Source organism: Cupriavidus gilardii (genome assembly GCF_013347325.1).
Classification (GTDB): domain Bacteria; phylum Pseudomonadota; class Gammaproteobacteria; order Burkholderiales; family Burkholderiaceae; genus Cupriavidus; species Cupriavidus gilardii.
Window position 1 is genome coordinate 2,112,045 of record NZ_CP054626.1, and the last position, 15,629, is coordinate 2,127,673.

Consider the following 15,629-nt stretch of genomic DNA (forward strand, 5'->3'; position numbering starts at 1 on the left):
CCCGCCGTGGCATGCCGCATGTCGCGGCATCCCGGCTTCGGGCTGCCCGCTCCAGGACGGAGCGGGTCCGGCCGCCGCAAGCGCCGCGGCCGATGAAGAACGATCAGGCGCAGGCCGCCCGATCAGAGGCCCAGCGCGGCGATGCCGGCACGGCCGATCTGCGCATCCTCGCTGGACTTGACGCCCGACACGCCGACCGCGCCGACCACCTGGTCGCCGGCGATGATGGGCACGCCGCCTTCCAGCATGCCTTGCAGCACCGGCGCGGTCATGAACGAGTTGCGGCCGTTGTTGATCATGTCTTCGTAGATCTTCGATTCGCGGCGGCCCAGCGCCGAGGTACGGGCCTTCTCGGTCGCGATATAGGCGGAGATCGGCGCCGCGCCGTCGAGCCGCTGCAGGGCCAGCAGGTGGCCGCCGTCATCGACGATGGCGATCGACACGGCCCAGTGATGGGCCTTTGCCTCGGCTTCGGCTGCGGCCATCACCTTCTTCACGTCTTCCGCAGTCAGCACGGACTTTTGCTGCATACCACTCTCCTGAATCGATAAACAATGAGCCGGCAGTATAGCGCCGGCACCACTTCCGTGACCATGACGCGCGGCACCGTTGTCGGGCAAAACAGCCATGCCTAAAAAGCAAAGGGCCCCGCAGGGGCCCTTGTACATCGGATCGTCCGGTTGGCCGAACTAGTCGCGATAGTGGCGATGTCCATGGCCGCCGTGCCAGTGACCATGCCGACCGCCATGATAGTGCCGGCCCGGATGGCCGTAATAGCGCGGCGGACCATAGTAGTGTGCAGGCGGCGGGCCGTAATAGCGCGGCGGCGGACCGTAGTAGCCGTAACCCGGCCGCACCACCACCGGCGGCGGACCGTAATAGACCGGTGCGGGCGCGACCACGACGGGCGGCGGGGGGTAGTAGGCAGGACCGCCGACCACGACGCCCGGCACGCCGATCACCACGCCGACGTCGACACGGGCCATCGCGGCGCCTGAGGCCATCGCAGCCAGCACGCCGAGCCCTGCGAGCAACCAACGTTTCATGATCTTGCTCCTCGCAAGGTTGATCTTGATACCCGTATTCTAGGCCTACGGCGGATCACAGGTGCAACGGCGGGTTCTACATTGTTACCGCCAGTAACATCCTTGCCGGCAAGGGTACGGAAACGATCATGCGGCGCTTGCGTCCCGGGCGGCGACCGCCCACAATACCGGGCTTGCCGTGCGGCCGTGGAGAAATTGGTAGACTCAGCAGACTTAAAATCTGCCGCCTTTCCGGGCTTACGGGTTCGAGTCCCGTCGGCCGCACCACCCACGCCGCCAGCCCCCTCCTTCCGTTCTACCCGTCCCCTCAGAGAAGCACAGCGCACAGCAGCGCGCCGGCGCCAACCAGGAATACGAACAGCAGCGCCGCCAGCAGCATCGGCTTGCGGCCCGCGCGCAGCAGGTCGCCGATCCGGGTATGCAGGCCGATCGCCAGCATCGCGCAGGCCAGCAGCCAGTTGTCGAAGGCGACCAGTGCCGGCTTCCATTCGCCCGGCACCAGGCCGAAGGAGTTCATCGCCAGCACGGCGACGAAGCCAAGCGCGAACCAGGGCACCGCGGCGCGGATCCGGGCCCAGTCGATGCCGCGGCGGCCGGCATCCGTGCCTTGCGCACGGTCGTCGGCACGCGGCCACAGCGCCAGCACCAGCAGCAGCGGACCGAGCGCCAGCACACGAACCATCTTGGCCAGCACGGCGGCATCGCCGGCCGTCTCGCCCACCGCCTTGCCGGCGACGATCACCTGGGCGACCTCGTGCAGCGTGGCACCGGTATAGATGCCGAACGCGCGCTCGCCGACCTGCCAGTGCCAGACGTTGGTCACCAGCTCGTACAGATAGGGATACAGCAGCATGCCGACAGTGCCGAACAGCACCACGGTCGCCACCGCGACCGCGGTCTGCCGGTCATCGGTACGCGCGATCGAGGCGACCGCAATCGCCGCCGCCGCGCCGCACACGGCGCTGCCCGCGCTGACCACGACGGCTTCCCGGCGCGTCAGGCCCAGCCAGCGGGTGCCGATCCAGACGCCGACGCACAGCGTCGCCGCCAGCATCAGCAGCGGCGCCACGACCCCGCCCACGCCCAGCGCCTCGATCGAGCCGAAGGTCAGCCGCAGGCCGTACAGCGCCACACCCAGCCGCAGCAGCGTCTGCCTGGCCAGCTGCATGCCGGGCGCCAGCGGCGCCAGCCAGTGCCGCGGCAAGGTATTGCAGGCGACCATGCCGGCGCACATCGCCAGCATCAGCGGGCTGACACCGAGTTGCGACAGCGCCGGCAGTCCGGACAGGATCAGCGCGAGCCACGCAATCGCACCCAGCGGCGCCAGCGTCAGCAGTCGGTAGCGCCAGGGAATGGACGGGGCTGGGGCGGCGGCGGGGGCAGCGGCTGGAATCGAAGTGGTCGGCATGGCGCAGGGACGACACGGGCGTGTAGGAATGACGCCAGCGTAACTACCGCATCTTCATCTGTAAAACAGGTAATATCGTTATTTATTACCTGGTTTATAGATATGCAACATCGCCCCTTGCGGCTGACGCTGCGTCAGCTCGCCGTCTTCGTCGCCGTCGTGCAGCACGGCAGCACGACCGCCGCCGCCGAGGCCGTGGCGATGTCGCAGTCCGCGGTCAGCGCCGCGCTGGCCGACCTGGAGCGCGCGCTGGACCGGCGCCTGTTCGACCGCGTCGCCAAGCGGTTGACGATCAACGAGACCGGCCGCCAGTTCTTCCCGCGCGCGCTGTCGCTGCTGGACCAGGCGCACGAACTGGAACGCTTCGCCGCCGACGCCGGCGTGCAGTTGCGGATTGCCGCCAGCAACACCATCGGCAGCTATCTGCTGCCCGCGCTGCTGACCGGCTTCCGTCAGGCCCAGCAACAGCCCTGCGCGCTGGACCTGCGCATCGGCAACACCCACGACGTGCTGCAGGACCTGTTGCGGCTCGATGCCGATATCGGCCTGATCGAAGGGACCTGCCACGAGCCCGAGCTGAGCAGCGTGCACTGGTGCGACGACGAGATGGTGGTGGTCGTGGGTGCCGGGCATCCGCTGGCGCGGGCCGACGGCGATCTGGACGCGTTGCGGGAGGCGGACTGGCTGGTACGGGAGCGCGGCTCGGGGACGCGCGAGATTGTCGAGCAGCGGCTCGCCCCGCTGCTCGGACCGCTGCGCTTCGCGCTCGAACTGGGCAACGCCGAAGCGATCAAGCGCGCGGTGATGAGCGGCTTTGGCGTCAGCTGCCTGTCGCTGCATGTGGTGCGCGACGAGCTGGAACGCGGCACGCTGGTGGCCCTGCGCCGTGGCCTGCCGCGGCTGGTGCGGCCCTGGCACCTGGTCGTCCACCAGGACAAGTATCCGACCCAGGGCCTGCTGGCCTTTACCGAATACCTGCGCCAGACCGCACCGCAGCTGGAACTGGAAGAACTGGAACAGCAGGAAGGATGAGAGCGCAATCCGGGGCCGCGGCCCCGGATTGGACGGTCAGGCCGCCTGCGCCTCGCCGGCCTCGCTCTGGCGCGCCACGTAGCGGTCCAGCCAGCGGAACAGCAGCGGATTGAGCACGATCGACAGCAAGGCGCCGGCGAGGATCAGGCTCTGCGCGCGCTCCGGCAGGATCTGCAGGAAGACGCCGAGGCTCGCCAGAATGAACGAGAACTCGCCGATCTGCGCCAGGCTGGCGGCAATCGTCATGCCGGTCCGGTTCGAATAGCCGAACATCCGCACGATGCCGAGCGCCGCCAGCGACTTGCCGACGACGATGATCGATACTGTCGCCAGCACGCCCCAGGGGTCGCGCACCAGCACCATCGGGTCGAACAGCATGCCGACCGAGACGAAGAACAGCACCGCGAAGGCGTCCCGCAGCGGCAGCGATTCCTCGGCGGCGCGATGGCTGAACTCGGACTCGGCCAGCACCATGCCGGCGAAGAAGGCGCCGAGCGCGAACGAGACGCCGAACAGCGAATAGGCGCCGAAGGCCACGCCCAGCGCCGTCGCCAGCACGCCGAGGCGGAACAGTTCGCGGCTGCCGGTCCACACGATCCGCTCGAGCATCCACGGAATGAAACGGCGCCCGATCACGAGCATCACGGCGACGAAGGCCGCGACCTTGCCCAGCGTCAGCGATACCGTCAGCAGGATGTCGGTGACGCTGGCGTCCGGCGCTTCCCCGCCGCTGCCGGCCGGCACCAGCAGGCCCGACAGCGCCGGCAGCAGCACCAGCGCCAGCACCATCGCCAGATCCTCGACCACCAGCCAGCCGACCGCAATGCGGCCCTGCTCGCTGTCGACCAGGTCGCGATCCTGCAAGGCCTTCAGCAGCACCACGGTACTGGCCACCGACAGCGCCAGTCCGTAGACCAGACCCTGCCCCCAGCTCCAGCCGAAGCCCCAGGCGACGCCCATGCCGAGCAGCGTCGCGATGCCGATCTGCGCGACCGCGCCGGGAATCGCGATCTTGCGCACCGCCATCAGGTCGCGGATCGAGAAATGCAGGCCGACGCCGAACATCAGCAGGATCACGCCCAGCTCGGCCAGTTCCGGCGCCAGCGCCTGGTCGGCGGTGTAGCCCGGCGTATGCGGTCCGACCACCACGCCCGCGCACAGGTAGCCGATCAACGGCGGCAACCGCAATCGCCCCGCCAACGCACCGAGGACAAAGGCCAGGACAATGCCGCCGACGATGGTGCTGATGAGCGGAGTAGCGTGATGCATGCGTGGTGGTTTCCTTCTGATGGCCGACGTAGCGCCGGGAAGTCGAACGGCGATCCGGTCCCGATCCGACGCGGACACGCCGCCATCGACGGAGCCTGATGCCGGCACCGCCCGGGCGGACAGTCTGCGGAAATGAAACCGAATGGGAATCGTCGCCACCGGCAGCGGCGCCCGGGGCGCGAGGCCCAGGCACGTTGCCGGCATGGTCCAGCAGCGGCGACGACGAGTGCGATAGACGTAATGTATCACGCGCGCCACGCGTTAAAGCCGCGAAAAGGCGCAAGAAATACATCGTGCAGGAACAAACCGGAGCCTGGAACGGCGCTCGGTGGCGACAGCAGGGAGGAATCGATGGAGGCGGGGGTCGGAATCGAACCGGCGTACACGGCTTTGCAGGCCGCTGCATAACCACTCTGCCACCCCGCCGGGTGACCTGGATGCTGGATTGTAGCCGCTGTCGCTTCCGGGTGCCGGAGAGACCGATGCGGCAGCATCGCAAACTAAAAAGGGAAGCGCTGCTTCCCTTTCGGACTGGAGCGGGAGACGAGTCTCGAACTCGCGACCTCAACCTTGGCAAGGTTGCGCTCTACCAACTGAGCTACTCCCGCATGACACCTGCTGCGGCAAACCCGGAACATGCTGCTTCCGGATCAACCAGAAAATTCTGGAGCGGGAGACGAGTCTCGAACTCGCGACCTCAACCTTGGCAAGGTTGCGCTCTACCAACTGAGCTACTCCCGCAGTGTCCTGCGTACTGCACATGCAGCAAAACGGCGCTAAATCACTGCATATCGCTCGCTTCTTGCTGCATCTCGCTTCGTTCGTTTTGTTTCGTCAGAAGCGAGAACGAAATTATGCAAACATCCGGCAATGAAGTCAAGCATATTTTTGCACTGATCCTCACTTTTGCGCCGCGGCCCGGGCGGCGGCCGCGCTGCGCTCCCGGATCTGGGGCCACGCCAGCTTCATGTAATAGAACATCGACCACAGCGTCAGCACCGCGGCGACATAGATCAGCCAGCCGCCCAGCATGCCGGCGTCGATGCCAAACAGCGGCGCATCGAACAGCAGCAGCGGGATCGCGATCATCTGGAACGTGGTCTTGAGCTTGCCCAGGAAGTTGACGGCGACGCTCCTGGACGCACCGATCTGCGCCATCCATTCGCGCAGCGCCGAAATGGTGATCTCGCGGCCGATGATGACCAGCGCGATCAGATCGCTGACGCGATCCAGCGCCAGCAGCGACAGCAGCGCCGCGGCGACCATCAGCTTGTCCGCGACCGGGTCAAGGAAGGCGCCGAACGACGAGGTCTGGTTCCAGCGCCGCGCAAGGAAGCCGTCGAGCCAGTCCGTCGCCGCCGCCACGATGAAGAACACCGCCGCCGTCAGGTTCTTCGTCGGCATCGACAGCCAGGCGTCGGGCAGATAGAAGACGCCGACCACGAGCGGGATCATGGCAACGCGCAGCCAGGTCAGCAGGATCGGAATATTCAGCGGCATAGGCGGAATCGGCAGGTCGAAGACGGGACAATCCCGCGATTGTCGCCGATTCCGACATCAATTGAGCATTTCCCGAAGCGAGCCCGGCCGATTGCATTCCGCGCCGGCGTCGGATGTGCCTGCTGTGCCGGCGGCCACGCCGATCGCGCCGGGCGGCCGGCGCGCCGCCTCAATGCAGCTGCCGGTAGATTTCCTCGGCCAGGGCGCGCGAAATGCCATCGACACTGGCGAGTTCGTCGACGCTGGCCGCCATCACGCCGCGGATGCCGCCAAAGCGGGTCAGCAGCTTCTGCCGCCGGCGGGCGCCAATCCCTTCGATCTCTTCGAGCCGCGAGGTGGTGCGCGTCTTCGCCCGGCGCGCGCGCATGCCGGTGATCGCAAAACGGTGCGCCTCGTCGCGGATCTGCGCCACCAGCATCAGCGCCGCGCTGCCCTGCCCCAGTTCGAGCGCGGGACGTCCGTCGGCAAACACCAGCGTCTCGAGGCCGACCTTGCGGCCCTCGCCCTTTGCCACGCCGACCAGCAGCCCGATATCGAGCCCCAGTTCCTCGAAGACCTGGCGCGCGACCTCGACCTGGCCCTTGCCGCCGTCGATCAGCACGATATGCGGCATCGCGGCGCTGTCCTCCTGGCTGCGCTCGACCAGCTTCTGATAGCGGCGCGTCAGCACCTGCCGCATCGCCGCATAGTCGTCGCCCGGCGTGATGCCGTCGATGTTGTAGCGGCGGTATTCGCTGTTCTGCATCGCATGGTGATGGAACACCACGCACGAGGCCTGTGTCGCCTCGCCGGCGGTATGGCTGATGTCGAAGCATTCGACCCGCAGCGCGCCCAGATCGTCGAGCTCGATGCCGATGGTATCGGCCAGCGCCCGCGTGCGGGCCTCCTGGCTGCCCTGCTCGGCCAGACGCCGCGCCAGCGCCAGCGCGGCGCCCTGCTGCGCCATCTCCAGCCAGGCGCGCCGCTGGCCCTGCGGCTGGCGCACCAGCGTGATGCGGCGCCCCGCCTGCATCGTCAGCGCCTCCATCAGCGCGCCGTCGGCGGGGGCGTGGCTGACTACCAGGATCGGCGGCACCGGCTGATCGAGGTAGTGCTGCGCCATGAAGGCGGCCAGCACGTTGGCGGCGACGCGCTCGGCCACCGCGGCGCCCGACTCGGCAACTTCGGCCTCTTGCGCGGCCTGGGCCGACTCGGCGCTTTCGCCGCCGACCGGCGTGGCGACGATCTCCTCGGCCTCCTCGTCGACGATCATCGCGGCCTCGTCGACATGCGCGGGGAAATACGCCTTGTCGCCCAGATGGCGGCCGCCGCGGACCATTGCCAGGTTGACGCAGGCGCGTCCGCCCTGCACCGCCACGGCGAGGATGTCGATATCGCTGCTCTGCCCGACCTCCTCGACCGCCTGGCGCTTGAGCACCGTCGACAGCGCGCCGATCTGGTCGCGCACCGCGGCGGCCTGCTCGAACTCGAGCCGCTCGGCGTGCTGCTCCATCTTCTGCTGCAGGCCCTCGAGCACCTCCTTCTGCCGGCCCTGCAGGAAGCGCGCGGCGTTGCCGACGTCGCGCGCGTAATCGTCTTCGCTGATCGCGCCGACGCACGGCGCCGTGCAGCGGTGGATCTGGTGCAGCAGGCACGGCCGCGTGCGGTTGTTGAAGACGGTGTCCTCGCAGGTGCGCAGCTGGAACACCTTCTGCAGGATCTGCATGCTCTCGCGCACCGCGTGCGCGCTCGGGAACGGACCGAAATACTGGTGGCGCTTGTCGGTCGCGCCCCGGTAGTACGCCATGCGCGGATAGCGATGCGCCGACAGCTTCAGCAGCGGATACGACTTGTCGTCGCGGAACAGGATGTTGTAGCGCGGCGTCAGCGCCTTGATCAGATTGTTCTCGAGCAGCAGCGCCTCGGCCTCGCTGCGGACCACCGTGGTATCGATGCGGGCGATGCGCGACACCATCATCGCGATGCGCGGCGACAGCTGGGTCTTGTTGAAATAGCTCGACACGCGCTTCTTCAGGTCGCGCGCCTTGCCGACATAGAGCACGCCGCCGGCCGCGTCGTAATAGCGGTAGACGCCGGGAAGGCCGGGCAGCGCGGCGATCACCGGGCGGGGATCGAAGCTGGTTTCCAGTTCGGGCTCCGGCTCCGGCCGCGGCTCCTGCGACGGCGCGCCGGCCTGGGCAGGCACAGCCAAAACGTCGGTGGACGCTGCACCGGCTTCGGGCAGCGCCGGCTGGGGCGTGTCGATGCGCGGCTCGGCCTCGGCGGGCGTGCCAGCGGGTTGCGGATCCGGACGTGACATCGGGGAAGGCGGCAGGGACATGCGATCGGCCGCCGCGAACGTCGAACGCCTGACGCGCGGAGGCGCGAAGGCTCGCGGGGCTCTAAAATCGCAAGTTTAGAGCAATTCCGGCCATGACCATCCGCTCCTGGGACATCTTCTGCACCGTGATCGACAACTTCGGCGACATCGGTGTCTGCTGGCGGCTGGCGCGCCAACTGGCCCAGGAGCATGGCCATGCGGTGCGGCTGTGGGTCGACGATCTGGGCAGCTTTGCCCGCCTGGCGCCGGCGCTCGATCCCGCGGCCGGCCGGCAGCGGCTGGCCGGCGTCGAGGTGCGCCGCTGGATCGCAGGCAGCGACGCCGGGCTCGATGAGCCGGGCGAAGCGGTCGTCCCGCACGACGCCGTGATCGAGGCCTTTGCCTGCGAACTGCCGCCGGCCTTCGTCGCGCGCATGGCACAGGCCGCGCGCAAGCCGGCATGGATCAATCTCGAATATCTGAGCGCCGAGCCCTGGGTGCGTAAGCATCACGGCATGGCCTCGCCGCATCCGCGCCTGCCCCTGGTCAAGTACTTCTTCTTCCCCGGCTTCGAGCCGGGCACTGGCGGCGTGCTGCGCGAATCGCTGCTCGGCATGCACCGGCGCAGCTTCACCGGCTCTCCGGCGGCGCAGGCGCGGCTATGGCATCGGCTCGGCGTCACGCCGATCGACGGCGCGCGCCGGGTCAGCCTGTTCGCCTATCCGAATCCCGCGCTGCCGGCGCTGCTGGCCCACTGGCGCGACGGCGACGAGCCCGTGCAGTGCCTGATGCCGGCTGGTCCGGCGGCGCAGCAGGCCTTTGCCTGGGCCGGCCCGGACGCCACGGGGGCGGCGCCGGAAACCGCGCGCACGCTGGGACGGCTGCACCTGCATCGGGTGCCCTTCCTGCCGCAGGAACAGTTCGACGAACTGCTGTGGGCCTGCGATATCAATTTCGTGCGCGGCGAGGATTCGTTCGTTCGTGCCCAATGGGCCGCGCGCCCCTTCGTCTGGCACATCTATCCGCAGGCCGACGACGCCCACCGCGTCAAGCTGGACGCGTTTCTGACGCTCTACCGCCAGCAGATCGGCGAGCCGGCCGACGCCGCGGCGATCACGCGCTTCTGGCATGCCTGGAACGGCGCGGCCCCGCCCGCGGATGTCGCGGCCGCGTGGGATGGCCTGCGCGCCGCACTGCCCGGACTGGCGCGTACCGCACAGCGCTGGCAGCATAGCCTGGCCGCGCTGGGCGATCTCGCAGCGAACCTCGTAGCCTTTTGCGAAAGTCGGGTAAAATAGCGGGTTGATTTGATGGCGACCGGGCTGGACATCCTGGGTTGCCCGCGCGGCGCCTTGCGGCGTCCGATCCCGCGGGCCCCGCGCGGAACTGAGCACGGATCGCGAACGCGCGCCGAGCCGGCGCGCTCTCGCCACGCCGAACTCCCAGACATTTTTAATTCAGGAAGATTAGTTCAGATGAAAACCGCACAGGAACTCCGCGTCGGTAACGTGTTCATGATCGGTGCCGATCCGATGGTCGTGCAGAAGGCCGAGTACAACAAGTCGGGCCGCAACGCCGCGGTCGTCAAGATGAAGTACAAGAACCTGCTGACCGACGCACCGGGCGAAGCCGTGTTCAAGGCCGACGACAAGTTCGAAGTGGTCGTGCTGGATCGCAAGGAATGCACCTACTCGTACTTCGCCGACCCGATGTACGTGTTCATGGACGCCGACTACAACCAGTACGAAGTCGAAAGCGACAACATGGGCGACGCCCTGCACTACCTCGAAGACGGCATGAACGTCGAAGTGGTGTTCTACAACGACAAGGCCATCTCGGTCGAAATGCCGACCACGCTGGTGCGCGAGATCGTCTACACCGAGCCGGCCGTCAAGGGCGACACCTCGTCGGGCAAGGTGCTGAAGAACGCCAAGATCAATACCGGTTTCGAGCTGCAGGTGCCGCTGTTCTGCAACATCGGCGACAAGATCGAGATCGACACCCGCACCGGCGAATACCGCAGCCGCGCCAACTAAGGCGACGCGGACGGACCCACGCGGTCCGTGCCGAGACGAAAGAAAGGGCAGCCCGACCGGCTGCCCTTTTTCATTGCGCGGCGCTCATGGCGGCGAGCGCTACGCGCTGCAGCTTCAGCCGATCAGTCCCTCATCGCGCAGCTGCCGCAGCGCGCCGCGATAGCCCGCGTCCTGCTCGAGCTTGTTCCAGTCCATCGCCTTGCCGCGTGCGAACAGCCGGCGCACGCGCCGCTGCGAGGCCTTGTCGATCGACACGTCGAGCTCGGCCAGCAGCTGGTCGGCGCGCTCGGGATGATTGCAGATCAGTACCATGTCGCAGCCGGCATCGAGCGCGGCGCGCGCGCCCTGCGTGACGGTGCCGGCGACGCTGGCGCCTTCCATGCTGAGGTCATCGCTGAAGATCACCCCTTCGAAGCCGAGCTGGCCGCGCAGGATGTCCTGCAGCCAGTAGCGCGAGAAGCCGGCCGGATTCGGGTCGACCTTCGGGTAGATCACGTGGGCCGGCATCACCGAGGCCAGCGTCATGCCCATCCACTGGTACGGCCGCACGTCCTGCTCGAGGATCTCGTCCAGCGTGCGTTCGTCGACCGGCACCGCGACGTGCGAATCGGCTTCGACGTGGCCGTGCCCGGGGAAATGCTTGCCGCAGTTGGCCATGCCGGCCAGCAGCAGGCCATGGGTCAGATGGTTGGCCAGCATCGCCACCACGCGCGGGTCGGCATGGAAGGCGCGATCGCCGATCACGCCGCTGCGCCCATAGTCCAGGTCGAGCACCGGCGTGAACGACAGGTCGATATCGCAGGCGCGCAGCTCGGCCGCCAGCACATAGCCGCAGGCCACCGCGGCACGGGTCGCGGCCAGCACGTCGCGATCCCACAGCTCGCCCAGTTTCGCCATCGCCGGCAGATGGGTGAAGCCATCGGTCTTGCAGCGCTGCACGCGGCCGCCTTCATGGTCGATGCAGATCAGCACGTCGTCGCGCAGCGCGCGAATCTCGCGCGTCAGCGAGACCAGCTGCGCGCGCGACTCGAAGTTGCGCGCAAACAGGATCACCCCGCCGGTTAACGGATGCGAGATGCGGCGCGCATCGTCGGCGTCCAGCTGCTTGCCCTTGACATCGAGCACGACCGGGCCCGGTCGCTTGCCTGCATTCTTCTTGGTCATCGGTGAAAGGAGAAGGAGTTATCTGGGTAGGGGCACGCCCGATGCTTCCGCCGGCCCCGTCCGTTCCGCGATCGCGAAGGCGACCGCATAGTCGTGTTCGTCGCTGACGCTGACGCGCACCGTCAGCCCGCGTTCGTTCAGCCACTGCGCCAGCTCGCCGTGGCAATGCGCGTACGGCTCGCCCGACGGCAGGTTCAGCAGCTCCATCGCGCGCCAGGTCATCGGCCAGTGCATGCCCAGGCCGATCGCCTTGGAGAAGGCCTCCTTGGCGGCGAAGCGCGTCGCCAGGAAGGCCAGTCCGCGCTTGTCGACGCGCGCGCGGCGCCGATGATAGACCGCCAGCTCCTGCGGGCCCAGCACCTTCTCGGCGAAGCGTCCGCCGGTGCGGGCCATCACGCCGCGCACGCGCTCGATCTGGATGATGTCGGTGCCGACGCCGTAGATCACGCCGGAGCCTTCGGCACGGGATAACGCGTGCCGAGCCGGGCGGCGACCATGATCGCCTTCATCTCGCGCACCGCGTTCTGCCAGCCGGCGAATACCGCGTGCGCGACGATCGCGTGGCCGATATTGAGTTCGGCGATGCCCGGCAGCGCGGCGATCGGCTGCACATTGGTGTAGTGCAGGCCGTGGCCGGCGTTGACGACGAGGCCATGCTTCAGACCGGTGTCGACGCCGTCGGCGATGCGGCGGAATTCGAGCGCCTGGTCCTCGCTCGTCTGCGCATCGGCATAGCGGCCGGTATGCAGTTCGATCACGGGCGCGCCGCTGGCGGCGGCGGCCTCGATCTGGTCGGCCTGCGCATCGATGAACAGCGACACGCGGATGCCCGCGTCGGCCAGCTGGCGGCACGCCGCCTTGACCTGCTCGAAACGGCCGGCCACGTCGAGCCCGCCTTCGGTGGTCACTTCCTCGCGGCGCTCCGGCACCAGGCAGACGTCCTGCGGGCGGATCTCGCAGGCGATGTCCAGCATCTCCTGCGTCAGCGCGCATTCGAGGTTCATCCGCGTGGCCAGCTGCGGCCGCAGCGCACGCACATCGGCGTCGCGGATATGGCGGCGGTCCTCGCGCAGATGCAGCGTGATCAGGTCGGCGCCGGCCTCCTCGGCCTGCAAGGCGGCCTGGATCGGATCCGGATAGACGGTGCCGCGCGCGTTGCGCAGCGTCGCCACATGGTCGATGTTGACGCCGAGCGCGATGAAGCTCGAGTTCGCACCGGGATGAGCGTGGAAAATCATAGGGGAATCACAGGGCTTGCAGGTCGATCAGGATCTGGCGCGTCTTCAGTGGCACGCCTTGCAGATGATAATGCAGAAGAAAGCGCATCAGCGCGCGGCTCTGCGTCACGGTCTGCGCGCGGCTGTAGTCGTCGCGGGACATGTCGAGCAGCGTCTGCCCGGACACGACCGGCCACGACGACGGATCGCTGGCATGCGCGCGCCGCACGCCGCGCTCGGGCTGGTAGACGTAATCCAGGTCCGGCTGCACCGCCTCGCCGGTCGACGTGCAGCGATCGAAGGCGACCGCGAAGCCGGTTTCCTGCAGCAGCACGCGCTCGAAGCCGCGCAGCACCAGGGCGGCCGGCTCGCCCTGCCCCAGCCGCGTCAGCGTCGTCATGTAATGGCGGAACAGCGCCTCGTGCGCATCCTCGCGCGGACAGAAACGCAGCAGCAGTTCGTTCAGGTAGAAGCCGGACAGCAGCGCCTCGCCGGCCAGCGGCGGCATGCCGCCGATCCATTCGGCCTTCGTCAGCGTCTTGACCTCGCCGCGCCCGCTCCAGGACAGCGAGATCGGCAGGAAATGCTGCAGCACCGCGCGCAGCGCCGAATGCGGACGCTTGGCGCCCTTGGCAACCAGCGCCATGCGGCCGTGGTCGCGCGTGAAGACATCGACGATCAGGCTGGTTTCGCGATACGGCCACGCATGCAGCACGAAGCCCGGCTGATTGACCACGCGCAGCTCGGTGCGCGCCGGCACGATCCGCATCGCCCGATCCATCATCGCGCGCGCGCCGGCCAGCTCGGCGCCGACGCTGTCGAGTACTTCGGCGGCTTCCTCTGCCACCGGGTCCGCGCGGCGCGCGGAGGCGGTCCCGCGCCGCGCAGGCGCCGGGACCGCCGGGCGGTCACTCATATCCGTAGGCACGCAGTCCGGCTTCGTTGTCGGCCCAGCCGCTCTTGACCTTGATCCACAGCTCCAGGTAGACCTTGCCGTCGAACAGCTTCTCCATGTCCAGGCGCGCCTCGGTCGAGATCTGCTTGAGCTTGCTGCCCTTGGCGCCGATCACCATCGCCTTGTGCGCATCGCGCTCGACCAGGATCGTGGCAAACACGCGCCGCAGCCGGCCTTCGGTCTCGAACTTGTCGATGACGACGGTGCTGGTGTATGGCAGCTCGTCGCCGGTCCAGCGGAACACCTTCTCGCGGATGATCTCGGAGGCGAGGAAGCGCTCGCTGCGGTCGGTCAGCGCATCGGTGTCGTACATCGGCTCGCCTTCCGGCAGATAGGGCCGGATGATGCCGAGCAGGCGCTCGATATGGTCGCGCGTCTTGGCCGACATCGGCACCACCTCGCGGAACGGAAACTGCTGCCCCATCTTCTCGAGGAACGGGAACATGATTTCCGAGCGCCGCTCGCCCGGCAGCCGGTCGATCTTGTTGACGATCAGCAGCACCGGCGTATTGCGCGGCAGCAGCGTCAGCACCTTCTCGTCGTCGGCGCCGTACTGGCCGGCCTCGACCACGAACAGCACCAGATCGACCGACGACAGCGTCGAGGTCACGGCGCGATTGAGCGAGCGATTGAGCGCGCTGGCATGCCGGGTCTGAAAGCCAGGCGTATCGACGAACACGTATTGCGTGTCGTCGGTGGTCTGGATGCCGACCAGCCGGTGGCGCGTGGTCTGTGCCTTGCGGGACGTGATGCTGATCTTCTGGCCAACCAGCGCATTGACCAGGGTCGACTTGCCGACGTTGGGCCGCCCGACGATGGCCACGGTGCCGCACCGGAATGCCGCGGGCGGGTTTGCCGCGGCGGAGTCCGTGGACTCCGGTTGCGGGCGATTCGATTCGGTCATTCCTTCAACCTGAGAGACAACTGCGGATCCGGGGGAACGGGCTGCTTGCGGGTCTTGCCGGTGCGTTCGGCGCGGCTGCGCTTGAGCAGCTGGGGCACCAGCCGCTGCACCTCTTCCAGCGCCAGCTTGGCGGCCGCCTGTTCGGCGGCACGGCGCGAGGCCCCGGTGCCGAATACCTGCACTTCCAGTTTAGGCACGATGCATTCGACTTCAAACTGCTGATTATGGGCGGCGCCGTGGGTCGCGATCACGTTGTACTGGGGCAGCGCGATCTTGTGGCCCTGCAGGTATTCCTGCAGCAGCGTCTTGGCGTCCTTGCCGAGCGTGCGCGGGTCGACCTGTTCGAGGATCGGAATATAGAGCTTGCGGATCAGGCTGCGGGCGGCCTCGAAACCGGCGTCGAGAAAGACTGCACCGACGATGGCTTCGAGGGCGTCCGCCAGGATCGAGGGACGGCGGAAGCCGCCGCTTTTCAGCTCGCCTTCGCCCAGCCGCAGGGACTCCGACAGCTGCAGCATCTGCGCGATCTCGTACAGCGCCTGCTGCTTGACCAGATTGGCCCGCACGCGCGACAGATCGCCTTCGTCGAGCTTGCCGAACATGCCGTACAGCATGTCGGCGACGGCGCAGTTCAGCACCGAGTCGCCCAGGAATTCCAGCCGCTCGTTGTGCTGCGCGCTATGGCTGCGGTGCGTCAGCGCCTGCTGCAGCAATTCGGGCTTGCTGAAACGGTAGCCGAGTCGTTGCTGCAAGGCGTCGAGGTTCATGTCAGTACTGCGTTCCCGAAGAGGTAGTCGAA

15 protein-coding genes and 4 tRNA genes are annotated in these 15,629 nt (G+C 67.7%); 4 read left to right on the forward strand and 15 right to left on the reverse strand.

Features of this window, described 5'->3' with window-relative positions; translation table 11 throughout:
* Positions 1-122: 122 nt before the first annotated feature.
* Both FOB47_RS19685 and FOB47_RS19690 read right to left on the reverse strand, forming a co-directional pair.
* Positions 123-530 carry a heme-binding protein gene (locus FOB47_RS19685; protein WP_053822150.1) on the reverse strand — a complete coding sequence of 136 codons (408 nt, stop codon included), beginning with the start codon at positions 528-530 and terminating at the stop codon, positions 123-125.
* A gap of 159 nt (positions 531-689) precedes the next feature.
* Positions 690-1,046 (reverse strand): hypothetical protein, encoded by a 357-nt coding sequence (locus FOB47_RS19690; RefSeq protein WP_151022871.1) that lies wholly within the window; start codon positions 1,044-1,046, stop codon positions 690-692.
* Positions 1,047-1,226: 180 nt separating this feature from the next.
* On the opposite strand from FOB47_RS19690, the gene FOB47_RS19695 reads away from it, so the two are divergent.
* Positions 1,227-1,313: transfer RNA gene (locus FOB47_RS19695), tRNA-Leu, on the forward strand.
* A 40-nt stretch (positions 1,314-1,353) separates the two neighbouring features.
* On the opposite strand, the gene FOB47_RS19700 is transcribed toward FOB47_RS19695, so the two are convergent.
* Entirely contained in the window at positions 1,354-2,454 is a 1,101-nt protein-coding gene (locus FOB47_RS19700) for a YeiH family protein (RefSeq protein ID WP_174781900.1), read from the reverse strand.
* Positions 2,455-2,556: 102 nt separating this feature from the next.
* Between FOB47_RS19700 and FOB47_RS19705 the strand changes: the two genes are divergently transcribed.
* Positions 2,557-3,486, forward strand: a complete 930-nt coding sequence (locus tag FOB47_RS19705; protein ID WP_053822152.1) for a LysR family transcriptional regulator — start codon at positions 2,557-2,559, stop codon at positions 3,484-3,486.
* Between the two features lie 36 nt (positions 3,487-3,522).
* On the opposite strand, the gene FOB47_RS19710 is transcribed toward FOB47_RS19705, so the two are convergent.
* From FOB47_RS19710 to uvrC, 6 genes are all read right to left on the reverse strand, one after another.
* Positions 3,523-4,755: a cation:proton antiporter domain-containing protein gene (locus tag FOB47_RS19710; protein WP_082371504.1), complete on the reverse strand. Its 1,233-nt coding sequence runs from the start codon at positions 4,753-4,755 to the stop codon at positions 3,523-3,525.
* A gap of 352 nt (positions 4,756-5,107) precedes the next feature.
* A tRNA-Cys gene (locus FOB47_RS19715) sits at positions 5,108-5,181 on the reverse strand.
* A gap of 106 nt (positions 5,182-5,287) precedes the next feature.
* A tRNA-Gly gene (locus FOB47_RS19720) sits at positions 5,288-5,363 on the reverse strand.
* Between the two features lie 57 nt (positions 5,364-5,420).
* Positions 5,421-5,496 (reverse strand) — tRNA-Gly (locus FOB47_RS19725).
* 159 nt (positions 5,497-5,655) lie between these two features.
* Positions 5,656-6,255: a CDP-diacylglycerol--glycerol-3-phosphate 3-phosphatidyltransferase gene (pgsA, locus tag FOB47_RS19730; protein ID WP_053822153.1), complete on the reverse strand. Its 600-nt coding sequence runs from the start codon at positions 6,253-6,255 to the stop codon at positions 5,656-5,658.
* A gap of 169 nt (positions 6,256-6,424) precedes the next feature.
* Positions 6,425-8,554 carry an excinuclease ABC subunit UvrC gene (gene uvrC, locus FOB47_RS19735; RefSeq protein ID WP_174781901.1) on the reverse strand — a complete coding sequence of 710 codons (2,130 nt, stop codon included), beginning with the start codon at positions 8,552-8,554 and terminating at the stop codon, positions 6,425-6,427.
* Positions 8,555-8,667: 113 nt separating this feature from the next.
* Here uvrC and earP point away from each other — a divergent pair, with 113 nt between their 5' ends.
* Positions 8,668-9,852: an elongation factor P maturation arginine rhamnosyltransferase EarP gene (gene earP / locus FOB47_RS19740; protein WP_174781902.1), complete on the forward strand. Its 1,185-nt coding sequence runs from the start codon at positions 8,668-8,670 to the stop codon at positions 9,850-9,852.
* Positions 9,853-10,029: 177 nt separating this feature from the next.
* On the forward strand, positions 10,030-10,590 hold the full coding sequence (gene efp / locus FOB47_RS19745) for an elongation factor P (RefSeq protein WP_006578548.1): 561 nt from the start codon (positions 10,030-10,032) through the stop codon (positions 10,588-10,590).
* Between the two features lie 114 nt (positions 10,591-10,704).
* On the opposite strand, the gene nagZ is transcribed toward efp, so the two are convergent.
* Genes nagZ through rnc form a run of 6 tightly spaced genes read right to left on the reverse strand, consistent with a single transcriptional unit; the run spans position 10,705 to position 15,597 of the window.
* Positions 10,705-11,754, reverse strand: coding sequence for a beta-N-acetylhexosaminidase (gene nagZ, locus FOB47_RS19750; RefSeq protein ID WP_174781903.1), 1,050 nt, complete (start codon positions 11,752-11,754; stop codon positions 10,705-10,707).
* Between the two features lie 18 nt (positions 11,755-11,772).
* On the reverse strand, positions 11,773-12,201 hold the full coding sequence (acpS, locus tag FOB47_RS19755) for a holo-ACP synthase (RefSeq protein WP_053822155.1): 429 nt from the start codon (positions 12,199-12,201) through the stop codon (positions 11,773-11,775).
* Positions 12,198-12,992 carry a pyridoxine 5'-phosphate synthase gene (gene pdxJ, locus FOB47_RS19760; protein ID WP_174781904.1) on the reverse strand — a complete coding sequence of 265 codons (795 nt, stop codon included), beginning with the start codon at positions 12,990-12,992 and terminating at the stop codon, positions 12,198-12,200. Before pdxJ ends, acpS begins: the two co-directional genes overlap by 4 nt.
* 7 nt (positions 12,993-12,999) lie before the next feature.
* Positions 13,000-13,887 carry a DNA repair protein RecO gene (gene recO / locus FOB47_RS19765; RefSeq protein WP_053822157.1) on the reverse strand — a complete coding sequence of 296 codons (888 nt, stop codon included), beginning with the start codon at positions 13,885-13,887 and terminating at the stop codon, positions 13,000-13,002.
* Entirely contained in the window at positions 13,880-14,830 is a 951-nt protein-coding gene (gene era, locus FOB47_RS19770; RefSeq protein ID WP_053822158.1) for a GTPase Era, read from the reverse strand. The genes recO and era overlap by 8 nt, the downstream gene beginning before the upstream one ends.
* Positions 14,827-15,597 carry a ribonuclease III gene (rnc, locus tag FOB47_RS19775; RefSeq protein WP_006578554.1) on the reverse strand — a complete coding sequence of 257 codons (771 nt, stop codon included), beginning with the start codon at positions 15,595-15,597 and terminating at the stop codon, positions 14,827-14,829. The genes era and rnc overlap by 4 nt, the downstream gene beginning before the upstream one ends.
* Between the last annotated feature and the right edge of the window lie 32 nt (positions 15,598-15,629).